Here is a 16924-nt window from a genome sequence, read left to right on the forward strand (position 1 = left end):
GGGGTCGCTGCCGAGAGGCACCATGGACCTGCTGCGCAACCTGCGCTTCGCGCGCCGCCTGGCGATCCTGTTAGGGATCTGCGCAGCCGGCTTCCTGCTGTATGGCCTGTGGTCGTTCCGCACGCTGGCGGAATTGCGCGTCAACGGCCCGCTGTACCGGGACGTCATCCAGGGCAAGGACCTGATTGCCGACGTGCTGCCGCCGCCGCTGTACATCATCGAATCCTTCCTGGTGGCGCAGCAGCTGGCGGCAGCCGCCAGCCAGGCTGAGCGCGACCAGCTGGCGCAGCGCCTGCGCACCTTGCACGCGCAGCAGATGGCGCGCACCCAGTATTGGCAAAGCCGCCCGCTCGACCCGTCGCTGGCGCAGACCCTCAAGCTGTCCAATATGCACGCCACGGCGTTCTACAACGACGCCTTCGGCCAGCTGGTGCCGGCGCTCGAAAGGGGCGACCGCGCGCGCGCCGAGCAGTCGCTGCTCTCGATGAAGCGCCATTACGAAGAGCACCGCCAGGTGGTGGACGAACTGGTGGCGCAGGCAGCCAGCCGCGCGCGCTTCACCGAAGACCAGGCGGCGGACCGTATCCAGGCCGACAGCCTGCTATTGCTGCTGATCCTGGCCGTCTCGCTCATGCTCACCATCACCCTGGCCTGGCATGTCAGCCGCAGCATGACGCGCCCGCTGGCCGAGGCGCTGCTGCTGGCGCAGCGCATCCGCAATGGCGAACCGGCGGCGCCGCCGTCCGCCCCGCATGACGATGAAACCGGCGAGCTGCTGGCCTCACTGCACGCGCTGCAACACAGCCTGGCAACCGCCGCAACCGCGCGCGCGGAATCGGAGCGCAAGCTGCGCCAGTCGCGCGCGCTGCTGGAGCGCTTGCTCAATAGCGCCGACATCCTGGTGCTCGGCCTGGGCCGCGCGGGCGAAGTCCTGATGTTCAACGATACGGCAGCGCGCGTGACCGGCTGCAGCCGCGACAGCGTGCTGGGACGGGTGTGGCGCGAGCTGCCGCTGCTGCCCATGTCGGCGGTGTCGCTGTGGCCGGCCGGGGGCCAGCCCGAGCAGCTGCACGCCATGCCGGAAGCCCACGAACACCTCCTGCACACTGCCTCCGGCGACGAGCGCCGCATCGCCTGGCACAACACGGTGCTGGAAGAAGGCGAGATCGCCCTCCTGTGCTTCGGTCTCGACGTGACCGAGCTGCGCCAGGCGGAAGGCGCGATCGCCGCCGCCCACGAGTCGGCCGACAATGCGCTGCGCAGCAAGAGCGCTTTCCTCGCCAATATGGGCCACGAGATCCGCACCCCGCTGAATGCCATTATCGGCCTGACCGAACTGGTCCTGCAGGGGCCGCTCGAAGCGCGCCAGCGCAGCTACCTGGAACAGGTGGACGCGGCAGCGGCCAGCCTGATGGAGATGTTCAACGACATCCTCGATTTCTCGCGCATCGAAGCAGGACAGCTGCGCATGCAGGAATGCGTGTTCAGCGTGCGCGAAGCGGCCGAACAAGCTTGCGCCGGGTGGCAGGCGGCGGCCTTGGCCAAAGGGCTGCGTCTCGAATGCACGGTCGACCCGGCGCTGCCGCTGCAACTGGTCGGCGACGCGGCGCGCCTGCAGCAGCTGCTCCAGCATTTGCTGGCGCATGCGGTGCGCTTCACCGAACGCGGCAAGGTACAGCTGCTGCTGCGCTGCGAGGGGCCGGCCGCGCCGGGGTTGGGCAGCGCAGCCGATGGCGGCGGCACGATGCTGCGCTGCGAAGTGCGCGATACGGGCGCGGCGCGCGACGCGGCGGTCCAGCTGTACGAACCGTCCGGTCCGGGCGATTCGGCAGCGAGCCTGGGCTTGTCGGTGGCGCGCCAGCTCGCCGCCATGATGGGCGGCCACCTCCTGCTCGAGAGCGATCCTGTCGAGGGCAACCGCTTCCTCTTCACGGCGCTGTTCCGGCATGCGCTGCCGGAGGCGGCGGCCAGCGCGGAGGCGCAAGCCGCTGCGCGCGCCGCCTTCCCTGCCCTGTGCGCCTGCGGCGCGGATATGGCAGGCGCGCTGGCGCAGGTCCATGGCAATGGCGCCCAGCTGCGCAAGATGCTGGCCCAGTTCCTGAAGAACCAGGCGGCCGTGCACGCCACCATCGCCGACGCCGTGGCGCAAGGGGACCGGCAGCGGGCGCAGCGCCTGGCCCATGCACTGGCCGGAAATTCCGCCCACCTGGGCTTCGATGCCTTGCGCGCGGCATCCGCCCACGTCGCCAATGCGCTGCGGGCAGGCGGCGACGCCGTGCCCGAACTGGCGCGGCTGGCGCCGGCGCTGGATGCCGTGCTGCAGGCCATCCACGCCGACCTGCAAAGCTCAGGCGAGCAGGCTGCGTAGGCCGCTGGTCCGTTCGGTACGGCGGCGGATGGCCTCCGGCAGCACGCCCGGGTTGGGCGTCAGCAAGGTAAAGCGCTGGCGGGCGCGCGTGATGCCCGTGTAGACCAGCTCGCGCGCCAGCACGCTGGATGCTTCGCGCGGCAGCACCAGCACCGTATGGCTGAATTCCGACCCCTGCGATTTGTGCACCGTCATGGCGAAAGCGGTTTCCACATGGCGCAAGCGGGTCGCCAGCACGCTGCGCACCTGGCCGCCATCGGAGAAATACACGCGCAGCGACGCCGGCCGCTCGGGGTCGGGCAGCACCAGGCCAATGTCGCCGTTATAGACGCCGGTGGCGTAATCGTTGCGCGTGATCATGACCGGGCGCCCGACATACCATTCGCCGCGCCGCTTCAGCAAACCCTGTTCTTCCAGGCGCTGCGCGATGCTCTCGTTCAGGCCGGACACGCCCCATTCGCCCTCGCGCACCGCGCAGAGCAGCCGGAATCCTTCAAAGGCCTGCAGCACGCTGGCCGCCCAGGCGTCATGCTCTTGCGCAGCGGCGCCCTGGCGCAGCAGCTGCAGGAACGGCCGGTAGCCCTCGGCCGCCAGGCGCAGCATGTCCTCCTGCTGCGCAGCCTCGTTCCAGGCCACCTGTCCATCGCGGCCGGCGCGCAGCACGGCGCGCGCGGCTTCGGCATCGCCGTTGTTGACCGCTTGCGCCAGCTGGCCGATCGGGCCGCCGAAGCGGCGGCTCTGGCGCAGCATCACCGTTTGCTGCGCCAAGGCGCCGGCATTGCCGAGGAACTCGGGCGGAATAACCTGGCCGGAAGCCGCTTCGACAAAGGCTGCGGTGGCGGCGCCGTAGCCGCCGGCCTGGGCGTCGAAGCACAGGTCGCCCAGCACGGAACCCGCTTCCACCGATGCCAGCTGGTCCTTGTCGCCCAGCAGCACCAGGCGCGCGCCGTCCGGCAAGGCGTCCAGCAAGGCGGCCATCATCTCCAGGTGCACCATCGAAGCTTCGTCGACGATCAGCACATCCACGTCGAGCTGGTTGCCGGCATTGTGGCGGAAAGCGCGCGTGTCGGGCCGCGCACCAAGCAGGGAATGCAGGGTGCGCGCGCCGCCCATGCGTTCGGCCAGCTCACGCAGCGGCAAGGCGCCTTCCAGGCTGTCGGACAGCTTTTCCAGCGCATCGTCGATGGCCTGTTTCAGCCGTGCGGCGGCCTTGCCGGTGGGCGCGGCCAGCGCCACGCGCAACTGGCCGGCGCGTTCGCCTTCCACCGCGAACAGCAGTGCCAGCAGGCGCGCCACGGTATAAGTCTTGCCGGTGCCCGGACCGCCGGTGATGACGGCCAGGCCGCCGCGCGTGGCTACCGCACAGGCGATCTTCTGCCAGTCGGCGCCGCCCTCGCGCGTGGCATGCGTGAACAGCCGGTCCAGCCAGTGGCGCACCAGGGCAGGCGAAGGAGAGCCAAAAAGGGGACGTACCCCTTTTTCCAAGGAAAAAGGGGTACGTCCCCTTTTTGGCTCTCCTTCGCTGTCGGAAGTGCGGGCGCGCACGGCGTCCGCCACGGTGTTTTCATCGGACCAGTAACGGCGCAGGTAAAGGCGGCCGCCGGCCAGCACCAGGGGCTGGCCGCTATCGGCGCCGCCTGGCCAGGCCAGCACCTGCGGGCAGTCCTGCAGATAGGCGTGCCAGGCCGCCGCGCCTTGCGGCAGCGGGCCCGCTTCGGCGCACAGGCCGGGCCAGTCATCCTCGCTCCAGCCGAGCATGGCCGAAGGATCGTCGGCCAGGGCGGACAATTGCAGGCAGCTGTGGCCGCGTCCTTCCAGTTCGGACAACAGCAGGCAGGCCAGGGCCAAGGCATTGCCGGCTGCCGGGCTGCCCAGCGGCGCCAGCGAAGTGACGAAGCGCGCGAACACGGGTCCCAGGCGGCGCAGCATGCCGCCTTCGGCCAGCATATCGGCATGTTCGTAAAAACTCATTGGCAAAGCCTTTCCAGTCCATCCAGCAGTTCCCGGTCCGGCGGCAGCAGGTAGCAGCCGCGCGTCTGCTGATTGCCCACGCCGCGCAGGAAGTAGAAGATCGCGCCGCCCAGCTGCGTCGCCGGGTCGTAGGCCTCGCCCAGGCGCGAGCGCAGCAGGCGGTGCAGGGCCAGCATGTAGATGGCGCCCTGCACGTCGTAGCGGTGGGCCGCCATGCCGTGCGCCAGCGCCGCCTTGTGATAGGCCGCATCGCTGCCGCCCAGCGCATTCGATTTGTAATCCAGTACCCAGTAGCGGCCTTCATGTTCGAACACCAGGTCGCAGAAGCCTTTCAGCATGCCGTGCAGCTCGCGCTGCGGCAGGCCCGGACGCGCGATGCCGTCCAGCAGGTGCTGGCGGCACAGGCGGTCCAGCTGCGCCGTGTCCAGCCGCTCGCTCGGGAACCAGAACTCCATTTCCGGCAGGAGCGCGTCAACCGCGTCGAGCGCACTGCCCAGCGGCGGCAATACCGTGCTGGCGATGACGTTCAGCCATTCCAGCGTGTCGGCTTCGCGGTGTCCCCAGCCGGAGCGCTTGATCTGGCGCGCGGCGCGCTGCGCATAGTGCTCCTGGTGGATAGCGGCGAAACCTTCGCGCGCCAGCGCTTCCAGCTGCTCGTGAATGAAATTGCCGGGCACCGAGCCGCGTGGGAAACGGTGCCACGCCGTGTCTTCGATGCGCAGCGAATTGAGCTCGTCCTCGCCTTCGAGCAGGGTTTCCTGCGCCGCGTGCATCGGCGCGGGCGGGGCTTCGGCGCCGCCACGCCTTGCGAGCGAGCTGAAACTGCCGACCGACCAGTCGCGCTCGAAGCGGCCCTGGTAGGCCATCGGCACTTCCAGCGGCGGGCGTTCGACCGCGCGCGCCAGGCGCGTTACGGGGGCGGCCGCTTCCAGCACGGTGACGGCAATGGCATCGCAGTCGCCGCGCAGGCGCTGCCAGCTTTCCAGCAACTGGCCGGCCGGCAGCGGGTCGCCGCCCGTCAGCAGGTAGCCAAGCGCCGAATCGTGCAGGGTGTTTTCGTCCTTCCTGCGGGCCGGCAGCGCGGCCACGCCAAGCCACAGGAAGTGGCGCGCCCGCGTCAGCGCCACATAGAGCAGGCGCAGGTCTTCCTCGATGCGGGCCGCTTCCGCTGCCTCCTGCCCTGCGTCGGACAGGCGCATGTCGAGCTGGCGCACGCCGTCGGCATCGGTGAATTCGAAGTAGATGCGGTTGCGCTTGTCGACCTTGCGCATCGTGACGGCGAACGGCAGGTAGACCAGCGGGTATTCCAGGCCCTTGGATTTGTGCACGGTCACCACCTTGACCAGTTCCGCGTCCGACTCCAGGCGCAGCACACGTTCGTCGCCGCCGTCCGTTTCGTCTTCGATCTGCTCCGCCAGCCAGCGGATCAGCGCCTGTTCGCCCTCCAGCTGGCGGCTGGCCTGCTGCAGCAATTCGGCCAGGTGCAGCAGGTTGGTCAGGCTGCGTTCGCCGCCGACCCGCGCCAGCAGCTGCGCCGGCAGGCCAAGGTCGTGGATGAAGCGGCGCAGCATCGCCAGCACGCCCTGGCGCTGCCAGATCACGTGCCATTCCTTGAGCTGCTCCACGCGCCGCTCCCATGCCAGTTCGTCGGCGGAGAACTGCGCCAGCTCTGCCAGCGGCAGGTTGGCGGTGCGGGTGGCGAAGGCGGTGCGGGCCAGTTGGCCGTCCAGCGGATTGGCCACTGCCGACAGCCAGCGCAGCACGTCGGCCGCCTCCTCGCTGCCCAGCACCGAATCCTTGTCGGACAAGTAAACGCTTGGCACCAGGCGGCGCTGCAGCGCTTTGCGCACGGCGGCCGCTTCGCGCCGGTCACGCACCAGGATGGCGATATCGGCCGGCTGCAGGCGCTGGAAGCCGTGCGGGCCTTCAAAGCCGGTCGCTGGGTCATTCAGCAGACAGGCGATATGCTCGGCGCACTGCTCGGCGAAGAATTCGCGGTAGGCGTCGGCGCCCAGCTGCTCCAGCGTGCAGCCGGCAGTCAGCGCCTGGATATCGCCGGCCGGTCCCACCAGGCGCTCCGCGCGGCCGCGTGCGCCCACGGCGTCAAACGGCAGCGGGTTGCCCTTTTCGGTACGGAAGCGGAAGGCGCCGCGCGCAAAACCGCCCTGTCCCGCCACGCCTTCCGCGTGCAGGAACACCTGGTTGACCGCCGCCACGATCTGCGACGTGGAGCGGAAGTTGGTGCCGAGCTGGTAATGCCGGCCTTCGGTGGCGCGGCGGGCATCCAGGTAGCTGTGGATATCGGCGCCGCGGAAGCCGTAAATCGACTGTTTCGGGTCGCCGATCAGGAACAGGCCCAGCTCCGGATCGTTCGCCGCCACCTGGTACAGCAGGTTGAAGATGCGGTACTGGCTCGGCGCGGTGTCCTGGAATTCGTCCACCATCGCCACCGGGAACTGGGTCACGATGCGCTGGCGCAGCGCCGGCCCGTTGGCGCCCTCCAGCGCGCCGCGCAGGCGTTCCAGCATGTCGGCAAAACCGAACAGGCGCTGTTGGCGCTTGAGTTCTTCCATCCGCGCTGCGACCGTGGCGGCGGCGTGGCGGAATACCAGGTGGCGCAGCGGTTCAATGGCATCCAGCGCACGGCGCAGCGGCAGGATTTCGTCAAAGTCTGCCGGAATGTCCGGCGCAAAACCTTTGGCGCAGGCGTCGATCATGCCGGCCGGCGTCAGGCGGAACCACGGGGTTGCGTTCATGTCCGGCTCGGCCAGCGCCGGGTCGTTGGCCCAGTCGCGCAAGGCTGCGAACCATTTGGCCACGTTGTCGGCGCGCAGCTTGGTGCCGTTGAAGCATTTCGGATTGGCCTCACGCTGTGCGGCGATCCAGCCTTCCATGCGCTCGGCGCGCTCCGCCCAGCCCTGTTTCAGCTGCGCCAGCGCGGCCTGCTGCTCGCGCTGCACGCGGGCGATCAGGGCGCCCAGGGGCTCCCGGCTGGCGCGGTCCGCGCCGGCGGCGTCCGGCCGGCGTGCCAATTCCCTGATGCTGCGGCCCAGCGCTGCGACGTCGCGGCAGGCGGACAGCAGCACCCGCAAGGCTTGTTCGTCCAGCGGATAGACTTGCTGGCGCCAATAGTCGTGCACCGCGTCTTCATACAGCGCGCCTTCGTCGCTGAGCAGCTCTTCGTCGAACAGGTTGCCGCTGTCGAACGCGTGCTCGCGCAGCATGCGCTGGCACCAGGCGTCGATGGTGAAGATCGCGGCTTCGTCCATTGTTTCAGCGGCCAGCTGCAGGCGGTAGGCGGCTTGCTGGCGCGCCTCGTGGCTGGGCACGGCTTCCAGCAAGGCATCGAGGTAGGCATCAGGCGTGCGCGGCGCCTCGGCGCGGAAGTAAGCCGCCGCCTCCACCAGCCGTTCGCGCACGCGGTTCGACAGCTCGCGCGTTGCGGCGCGGGTGAAGGTCATCACCAGGATTTCGTTCGGCATCAGCGGGCGGTGGAAGGCGTTTTCGCCGCCATGGCCCAGCACCAGGCGCACATAAAGCGCGGCAATGGTCCAGGTCTTGCCGGTACCGGCGCTGGCTTCGATCAGGCGCGATCCGTGCAGCGGAAAGTCGAGCGGGTTCAGCGCGGTGCTCATTCCTCGCCCTCCCCGTCGGCCGCGATTGGCTGCACCGTCACCGATTGCGCCAGCCAGTCGGCCAGCGGCTGGTACAGGCCGCGGCAGGTTTCGGCAAAGCCGGCCTGCGCCGACAGCGCGGCAAAATCCGGCCACAGGCGGGCCAGACACGGGTCTTCGTTTTCTCCGGACAGCTCGAATCCCCCGTCGTAAGCGCTGCGCGGGTCGCCCTCCATCACCAGGGCCAGGCCGGTCTTGCAGGCGGCGGGCAGCGGTTGGTCCATGCCTGCACGCCACAATCCGGCGATCGCTGCAAGCGTGGCCCGTGCAGCCTGCGGTTCGAGCTGCTCCATGACGACGATGGCGTCGCGCGCCACCAGGAAGCCGGTGACCGGTTGGCCCTGGGCGGCCGACGCCAGCTGGCGCAGCCACATCGGGATCAGCTTTTCAGCGCGCGGCGCACCGGCCTTGTCGCATACGCGCGAGGACATCTGCATCAGCCATGCCGTCGCCTCGCCGGCGCAGCGCAGCTGGTCGATCCAGTCTTCCAGCACCAGGCCCGCCAGCTCGAGGTGCACCGCCAGCTTCGGCGCCGGCTCCCAATAGGTGCGGCACAGCGTCAGCCAGGCCGTGCGCACCGGCACCAGCTCCTCCACGATTTCATGCATCACGCGTTCGCCGATCAAGCCGATGGGCAGCATGCCCTGGCGGCGCAAGCGCTCGCCGCGCTGCTGCAGGCCGGTGCGCACCTCGTCCACCGCTTCCGGCTCGCCGCTGTCGGCCAGCATATCGTCTTCCAGGGCGTAGCGCTGCAAGCCATCGAGCTGGAACGGTTCTTCGTCCTCGCCCACCACGGCCGCCTCGGCGAAATACACACCCAGGCGCTGGCGGAAGAAGTGGCGCACCGGCTGGCGCAGGAAAGCGGCCAGGGTCGAGAGATGCAGGCGGAAATTGGCCTCCACTTCGTAAGGCGGTACGTCGGCCACCGCGGCGGCGATGCCGTCAACGTCATGCGCCGCGCGCCATTCGGCAGCGAAAGTCAGCAAACCGCCACGCTCGAAATAGGCGCGGCTGAACGGCTGCAGGGCATGCAGCGTGGTGCGGGCGCCCAGATCGAGGTTCCAGCCGGCGCGCAGGTAATCGCGCAGCTGCGCCACCAGCACCGATGGCGGCTGCTCGCTGTTGTCGCGCACGTTGCGGCCCACCCAGCTGATGTAAAGCTTGTCGCGCGCCGCCAGCACCGCTTCCAGCATCAGGTAGCGGTCATCGTCGCGCCGCGAACGGTCGCCGGGGCGGGCCATGCCGGGCAAGGCCAGCAAGTCGAAGTCGGCGCGGCTGGCGCGGCGCGGGAAGTCGCCGTCGTTCATGCCCAGCAGGCACACCACGCGGAACGGCACGGCGCGCATCGGCATCAAGGTACAGAACGTCACGCCGCCGGAGACGAACTGGTGCTCCAGCGAAGGTTCATCCAGCCCGCCCATCCAGGCTTCGCGCAGGGTTGCCAGCGGCACTTGCTCGTCGAATCCCGCGTCCTCGCAGGTTTCCAGCCACTTGTCCAGGGCATCGTCCAGGCGCGCCAATGTGAGGCGGTCGGCTTCCTCGCGGTCGCTGAAGAAGGCCGCCAGCAGCAGGCGCGCCTGCTCCGCCCAATCGGCCGGGCTGCGCGCCGCGTCGAGCTTTTCGCGCCAGGCCAGCAGCGCCTCGATCAATTGCGCCAGCGAGCCGGCCAGCGCGGCGTCGAGGCCGCCCACTTCGGCATACGGCTCAATGCCGGCAAAGGCGCCGCCGTTTCCGGCCGCATAACCAAGCAGCATGCGGCGCACGCCGAACATCCAGGCATTCTGTTCGCCGGCCGGCGCCAGGCCAAGGCCGGCGCGATGGCCGGCGTCGAGCCCCCAGCGCACGCCAGCGCCCTCGATCCACTGCCCCAGGGTCGGCAAGTCGTCTTCGGCCAGGCCGAAGCGGCGCGCCAGCGCCGGCACGTCCAGCAGGTCGCGCACTTCGCTCTGGCGGCAGCGCTGCTGCGGCAGCCGGAGCAGCCATTCCAGCGCCACCAGCAGCGGATTGACGCTGCGGTCGTTGACGTCGCCGATTTCGTGCGGGATGAAGCGCGGGTCGTGCCGGCGGTGCTGGCCGAACACCGCGCGGATCGAAGCCGTGAAGACGTCGATATCCGGCACCATCACCACCACATCGCGCGGGCGCAGGGTGGGATCGGCCGCAAACATGGCCAGCAGCTGGTCGTGCAGGATCTCCACTTCGCGCTGCACGCTGTGGGCTTCATGGAATTCGATCGAGCGGTCGCTGTCGGGCGGCGCAATCTGCGGATGTTCCGCCAGCGGCAGCATATCGCGCACGGCGGCCTGCACCTGCGCCAGGAGGGTTTCGCCTTCCTCATCGCTGAACAGGTCCACGCGCAGCTTGTCCTCGCGCCCTTCCAGCTCGCTGGCCGTGTCGAATTCATCGAGCATGCGGATGTAGTCGCGCCCCTGGCGGCCCCAGCTCGCCAGCAACGGATGGCTGTGCGCGTGCAGCGCTTCCAGCGGCACCGCCGACAGGTCGATATCCTTGCGTGCGGCGTGGCGGTGGCGCGCAGCGCGCAGCAGATCGCGCCCTTCGATGATGTCGCCCCAGTAGTAGCGGCAGGGATTGGGTACCGCGATCACCACCTGGGTGAAGCGCGCCAGCGAGGCCATCGCCTGCAAGGTCTGGTAAGGCAGCGCCGACACCCCGAACAGCACGATGCGGCGCGGCAGGCGGCCCAGCGGTGCATCGCCGCGCTGCACGGCTTCGACGAAGGCTGCGTGCACGCTGGCGCGGCCCAGGCCGCGCTCTTCTTGCGGCACGCTGGCGGCCACCGCCCGCCATAACGCGGCCTGCCAGCGCTGCTCCGGCGCCAGCGGCAGCGCTTCGCCGCGTGCATTGCGGATCTGGTCGCGCCCGGCCGCCCAGTCTTCCAGCCAGTCGGCCCGGTACACCTGGTACTGGTCGAACAGGTCGGCCAGGCGCTCGGCCAGCTGCAGGCGGCGTTCAGGATCGCCGTCGCGCAGGAAATGGCGCAGCGGCGCGAAAGCCTCCTGCGCCAGCAATTGCGGCAAAAGGCGCATCAGGCGCCAGGTCAGCGGCCCCTTGTCGAAGGCGGATATTTTCGGCACTTGCGCATGGCCCAGCATGCCGCGGTAGATTTCCCACAGCAGGCGCGCCGGCAAGGCGACGCGGGTGGCGCCGCACAGTCCCGTCTCTTCCGCCAAGGCGATCTTCAGCCATTCGGCCACGCCGTTCGACTGCACCAGGAAGATTTCCTGCTCCAGCGGCGCCAGCGGATGGCCGCGCAGCCACTGGAACACGGCGCTGCGCAGCTCTTCCAGCTGGTTGCCGTGCAAAATCAGGAGTCCGGGTTGGATGCTTGGGGCCATGTAAATGCAGCGATAAGGCAAGGATTGCCATTATCGCCGCAAACCGCGCTATCCGGGGATATTGACGTTCATTTCTTGCGCGATATGTTCGCGCAAACGGTCCAGCAAAGGCTGCATCTGGACCACGATGGTGCGGGCGCGCTCGATGCCCTCGGCCGGCGCCAATTTTTCCAGCGCCAGGCACAGTTCGGCAAAGCTCATGGCGCCGACCGCCCGCGCCGACGATTTGATGCGGTGGCCAAGTTCCGACAGGCGCTGCATATCGCCCGCCTCCAGCGCCGCATGCACTTCGCGCAAGCCATCCTGCGCCGAATCGATGAACATATTGGCGTACTTGCGCATCTTTTCCGGCTTGTTGCCGAAGGTCTGGGCCAGGGCGCGCAAATCAAACAGCTCCGGCTCGCCGGCGGCCGCCTCCTCCGCCACCGGTTCCGGCACAGCCGCGGCGGGCGCCGCGGCGGGCGCGGGCGCCGCCGGCGCCGTCGTGCTGCGCACCTGGGCCACGCGCCCTTCGGCGGCACGCTGGCTCATCCACTTGGACAGCACGGAGAACAGCAGGTTGGGCGCGATCGGCTTGGTCACGAATTCGTCCATGCCGGCAGCCAGGCAGCGCGCCTGGTCTTCGCGCCCGGCATTGGCCGTCATGGCGATGATCAGGGTGCCGGAAAGTTTCGGATGCGCGCGGATCAGGCGCGTGGCTTCGTAGCCGTCCATCACCGGCATCTGCACGTCCATCAGCACGCAATCGAAATGCTCTTTCAGCAGCAGGTCGATGGCCTCCTTGCCGTTGTTGGCCACCACCACGGTGGCCCCGGCATCCTCCAGCAATTCCTGGCCCACCTGCTGGCTGAAGATATTGTCCTCCACCAGCAGGATCGAAGCGCCATGGATCGGCGCCAGGATATCCGGCTGCAAAGCATTGCTGTCGGTTGCCTGCAGCAGGTGCGTGCCCTTTTGCAGCTTGGCCGTGAACCAGAAGGTGGAACCCTGCCCAGGTTCGCTCTCCACGCCCACGGTGCCGCACATCAGCTCCGCCAGCTGCTTGCTGATCACCAGGCCCAGGCCAGTGCCGCCGTATTTGCGCGTGGTCGACGTATCCCCCTGGTGGAACGACTGGAACAGGCTCGATACCTGGGCCGGGGTCATGCCGATGCCTGCATCCTGCACCTCGAAACGCACCACGGTATAGTTGTCGCGGTCTTCCACCGGCCGGGCGCGGATGTAGATCTTGTTATTTTCCGAGAACTTGATCGCGTTGCTGGTGAAGTTCAGCAGCACCTGTTCCAGCCGCAGCGGATCGCCGCGCAGCTGGTGCGACAGCCCCGGCCAGATTTCGAACACCAGCTCCAGGCCCTTGCGGCTGGCAGCATCGCCCAGCTGGCTCGAAATATTGGTCAGCAAGGATTCCAGCGCGAAGTCCAGCACTTCCAGGTCCAGCTTGCCCGCCTCGATCTTGGAAAAGTCGAGGATATCGTTGATGATGCCCAGCAGGTGCTGGCCCGAATGGTAGATCTTCTGCAGGTAGTCCTTCTGCTTCGGACTGGTGGCGCCCTTCAGCGCCAGGTGCGCCATGCCGATCACGGAATTCATCGGCGTGCGGATCTCATGGCTCATGTTCGACAGGAAGTCGCTCTTGGCCTGGTTGGCGGCGCGCGCCTGCTCCTTCAGCATATGCAGCTCGGTGACGTCGGTGGACAAGGCAATCACCACCGTCACGTCCTTGTCCAGCCGCACTGGCGCCTTCACCGTCCACAAGTGGTGCACCACCCCGTGACGGTCCGTGTAGCTCGCCTCGCCCGAGCGCTTCTGGCCATCCGCCAGTACCACGCGGTCTTCGCGCCAGGCTTCGTCGGCATCGCGCTTGTGCATCACCTCGACGTCGAGGCGGCCCAGGATCTCCTCCACCGGCAGCCCGATCACCTCCGCCATCTTGGCGTTGACGTAGACATAGCGCCGCTCCTGGTCCTTCATGTAGACATGCGCTTCCACGTTATCGAGCACGCTATCCAGCAAGCGGCGCTGCTCCAGTGCGTTGCGGCGCTGCGAATACATGGTGAAGAAGTAGCCGTACATCAGCAGCGTGCCGGCGAACCCGGTCATCAGCGCGATCGGGGGAAGCCAGCGGTCGAAGCCTACGATCATCGCGTCCTTGCGCGCATAGAACTGGGCCTTCCACAGGCTGCCATTGAAATCGATCGGCAGCACGGAAACGAAATAGTCGCCCGGAACGCCAGGCAGCGCGGCGGGCTTGTCGATCGAACCGTTATCGTTGAACAGCAGGCGATCCTCGCTCTCGATGGTCAGGCTGCGCTTGTCCGGATCGGTGGAGGAATCCGAATACAGGATCATGTGCACGTCACGGTTGGCCATTTCGTCGATCGCGCCCTGGATCAGCTTCGACACCGAAAATCCAATGCCCACCGAGCCAAGGAAGTTGGCGCGCCGGCTGGTGACGTCGTTGACCGGCATGCCGCGCTTGTACACCGGCAGGCGCATGCCCAGGCCAATGTGCGGAACCGGCTGCTTGACCACCACCGGCTGGCCGGAAGCGCTGATTTCCCCAGTGTCGCGCGAGAGCTGCATGGCGCGGTCAATCGCCTGGTTGGCGGTGATGTCCACGCCGAATTTCTCCATCAGCATGCCCATCGGCTCAAGATAGGTCAGCGGCGAGTAATGTTCGCGCTTGCCGGGCGGCTTGATATCGAATTTGGGATAGCCGCCGGGCGTCAGGCTCGAATCGGCCCGCACCGCCGCCACAAAGGCATCGCGCTGCTCCTCAGGCACGTCGGGCGCGAAATTGATCGCTTCGATGGCGGGGAAATGCTTGCCGATGTTCAGGGTGTTCACGTACTGGCGGAACTGCAGGCGGCTCACATGGTCGGATGTCTGGAACAGCGCAACCAGGCCGCGCACCACGTCCGAATAGGCTTTCACGCGCGCCGAAATGCTGTACTGGGTGGCGCGGTTCATATTGTCGAAGCGCAGCTGTGCCTCGTCCTCGACCGTGTTGGACGTGGTCGCATACAAGGTGGCGCCAACGGCGGTCGCCAGGGCCAGTCCCAACCCCCAGAACAAAACCCGCCCGCTCGCTAAGCCACCCAGCTTAAGCTTTATCCATTGAGAATAGTCTTGCATTTGAGCAGCATACTATTAAAGCAGCCTGGAACGGAACCAATTCCTTGTCCCCTGGTCCAACGCGGTTCAGGAGGACTCATCATGAAAAATGGTTTCCACATCTTACCGGCATCGCGCGCTTGCCGGAATTTCCTAGCCTGCTTGCACTACTTCACCACCTGCATGGCCGCGCCGGCCGGTGCGGCGCCGCCCGCGCCTGCCGCGCCAGTGCTGGAGCACCAGGAATTCGACGCCATGCTGGAGGCAGCCTTCCCATCTCCCGCGCCGGGTCGAAACAGGGCTTTCATAGTGCACTTTACGCTGCCGGGCCCACATCCGGTGCACCAGGTCGACTGGCGCCTGGGCCTGTACCGGCCCGACGGCAGCCTGCTGCGCCAGTGGCATGGACGCCACGCCATGTACCGTGAAAATAGTATGCTGAAGATCAATTGGCAGGCGGCGAGTACATTGCCGACCGGCATTTATGAATTACGCCTGGAAGCGGGCGGCATCCGCCAGCAGCGGCCCATCGCCATCGGCCGCCCGTCCCTGCTGTTTGCTGCCTCGGCAACTGCGATGCTGCCCAGGCACGGCCCTGGCTGGACGTCGCGGCCGCGCCTCGACACCCTGGGCTTCGACATCGTTGTCGGCGACCTGCACAGCCAGACCAACCACAGCGACGGCGGCGGCGATCCAGCGCATTGCCATGGCGCCCAGCCGCCCCAAAGCGGCGCTTTCGGGCCTGAAGACGCGTTCCAGTTCGCCCGCAGACACGGCCTGGACTTCCTGATGGCCTCCGAGCACAACCATATGTATGACGGCAGCGATGGCAGCGACCCGGCCGCCGATCCGCAAGCGGCGCGCGAGCGTTACCGGCTGGGGCTCGCCAGCGCCGAACAATTCAGCGCACGGCACCCAGGCTTTGTAGCCTTGTACGGCATGGAATGGGGCGTGATCAGCGGCGGCGGCCACCTCAATATCTTCAACAGCCCCGCCCTGCTGGGCTGGGAACGCAGCAGCAGCGGCGAGCCGTTTGCCGACGTCGTCACGCCGAAAAGCGATTACGCCGCGCTCTACACCCTGATGAAAGAACAGGGCTGGCTAGGTCAATTCAACCACCCCAACACCAGCCAGTTCGCGATCAATGGTGCGCCGCTGGCCTTCAGCGCGGACGGCGCCGCCGTCATGGCCCTGTGTGAAGTGATGAATAGCAACGCGTTTTCCAACCGGCTGGACGAGCGCGAAACGCGCCACAGCTTTTACGAGGAGGCCTGCGGCAAGCTGCTGGAAGCCGGCTACCGGCTGGCCTTCAGCAGCGACCAGGATAACCACTGCGCCAACTGGGGCGCGTCCTATGGCAACCGCACGGGCATCCTGCTGCCCGCCGGCACCGCGCCGACGCGGGAAGCGTTGCTCGACGCCATCCGCGCCCGCCGCGTTTTTGCCACCATGGACAAGCATTCAGCCATTGCCCTCACCGCCAACGGCGCCATGATGGGTGCAGAGCGCGACAACAGCGGCCCGCTCACACTGCGGGTACACTTCAACAGCAGTGCAGGCCGTGGCATTGCGGCCCTGGACATCATGCAAGGCGTGCCCGGCCGGCATGGCGCAGTGCAGCCGCTGCCGGGCGGCGGTGCGCTGCAGCAGACGTTCACTCCTGAACCGGGAGCGCATTTCTATTACGCCCGCGTCACCCAGGACGACGGCAAGCAGCTCTGGTCAGCCCCTGTATGGATCAATCAACGGTGATGTGAACCGGCTTGATCTCGCGCGCCAGCATCTGGCGCACGATTTCCGCCTCCTTGCGCACGATAGGCGGCACTTGCGGCCGATGCTCGCATTCGGCCAGCAATTTCTGCGCCGCCTCGGAATCGAGTTTTTCCCCTTCGCGCGACATGCGCAGCAAGCCATAACGCAGCGCTACCTTGCACAAACCGGCGCTGTCCGGCGCTGCCAGCAGGTCGGCCGGCGCCACGGCGCGCGCCGCAGCCATATCCGCATCCGCGCAAGAGCCGCCTAGACGAAAGTTCAGCGCGTCCAGCGCCGGCGCTTTCGGCAACAAGGCCTGCGCCTCCGCCGCGGAAAATGGCCCTGCATCGCCGCAGCCGGCGAACACGCGGCCGATGGCTTTCGGCTCGCCCATATTGGCCGCCGCACGCGTCCAACGGACAGCTTCCGCAGGCTGGCGCTTGTCAAAATACTCGGCCAGGGCAGCCATTGCTGCGCGGTCGCCATGCCCGGCAGCCGATTGCGACTGCACCAGGCAATACGGGCTCAATTGGGAAGGCGGCTGCTGCGCACAGGGCACACTGCCCCGGTCTTTCAAGCGCATGTTGTACCAGACGGCGCCGGCCGCCAACAGCAGGGCCGCAGCCGCGGCCAGCGACAGGATCATGGTTTTGCGTGGAATCTTCATGATGAGCATTGTACGTGCGCCT

The 16924-nt window shown here is 67.5% G+C and carries 7 protein-coding genes; 2 read left to right on the forward strand and 5 right to left on the reverse strand.

All coding sequences use genetic code 11. The features are described 5' to 3' along the window. The first annotated feature begins 22 nt into the window (after window positions 1-22). Entirely contained in the window at window positions 23-2368 is a 2346-nt protein-coding gene (locus tag GM658_RS15670; RefSeq protein WP_155454988.1) for a histidine kinase dimerization/phospho-acceptor domain-containing protein, read from the forward strand. Here GM658_RS15670 and recD read toward each other — a convergent pair. Genes recD through GM658_RS15690 form a run of 4 tightly spaced genes read right to left on the reverse strand, consistent with a single transcriptional unit; the run spans window position 2348 to window position 14504 of the window. Further along, complete coding sequence (gene recD, locus GM658_RS15675; RefSeq protein ID WP_155454989.1) at window positions 2348-4339, reverse strand: exodeoxyribonuclease V subunit alpha; 1992 nt, start codon at window positions 4337-4339, stop codon at window positions 2348-2350. The genes GM658_RS15670 and recD overlap by 21 nt on opposite strands. Continuing rightward, window positions 4336-7974: an exodeoxyribonuclease V subunit beta gene (gene recB / locus GM658_RS15680; protein WP_155454990.1), complete on the reverse strand. Its 3639-nt coding sequence runs from the start codon at window positions 7972-7974 to the stop codon at window positions 4336-4338. Before recB ends, recD begins: the two co-directional genes overlap by 4 nt. After that, window positions 7971-11369: an exodeoxyribonuclease V subunit gamma gene (gene recC / locus GM658_RS15685; RefSeq protein WP_155454991.1), complete on the reverse strand. Its 3399-nt coding sequence runs from the start codon at window positions 11367-11369 to the stop codon at window positions 7971-7973. Before recC ends, recB begins: the two co-directional genes overlap by 4 nt. A gap of 48 nt (window positions 11370-11417) precedes the next feature. Beyond that, window positions 11418-14504 (reverse strand): CHASE domain-containing protein, encoded by a 3087-nt coding sequence (locus GM658_RS15690; protein ID WP_155454992.1) that lies wholly within the window; start codon window positions 14502-14504, stop codon window positions 11418-11420. Between the two features lie 81 nt (window positions 14505-14585). Between GM658_RS15690 and GM658_RS15695 the strand changes: the two genes are divergently transcribed. Then, a complete protein-coding gene (locus GM658_RS15695) occupies window positions 14586-16235 on the forward strand; it encodes a CehA/McbA family metallohydrolase (RefSeq protein ID WP_229416929.1) in 1650 nt (549 codons plus the stop codon). Here GM658_RS15695 and GM658_RS15700 read toward each other — a convergent pair. Beyond that, window positions 16222-16902: a hypothetical protein gene (locus GM658_RS15700; RefSeq protein WP_155454993.1), complete on the reverse strand. Its 681-nt coding sequence runs from the start codon at window positions 16900-16902 to the stop codon at window positions 16222-16224. The two genes, GM658_RS15695 and GM658_RS15700, sit on opposite strands and share 14 nt — an antisense overlap. Between the last annotated feature and the right edge of the window lie 22 nt (window positions 16903-16924).

Source organism: Massilia eburnea (assembly GCF_009720745.1).
Classification (GTDB): Bacteria; Pseudomonadota; Gammaproteobacteria; order Burkholderiales; family Burkholderiaceae_D; genus Rugamonas; species Rugamonas eburnea.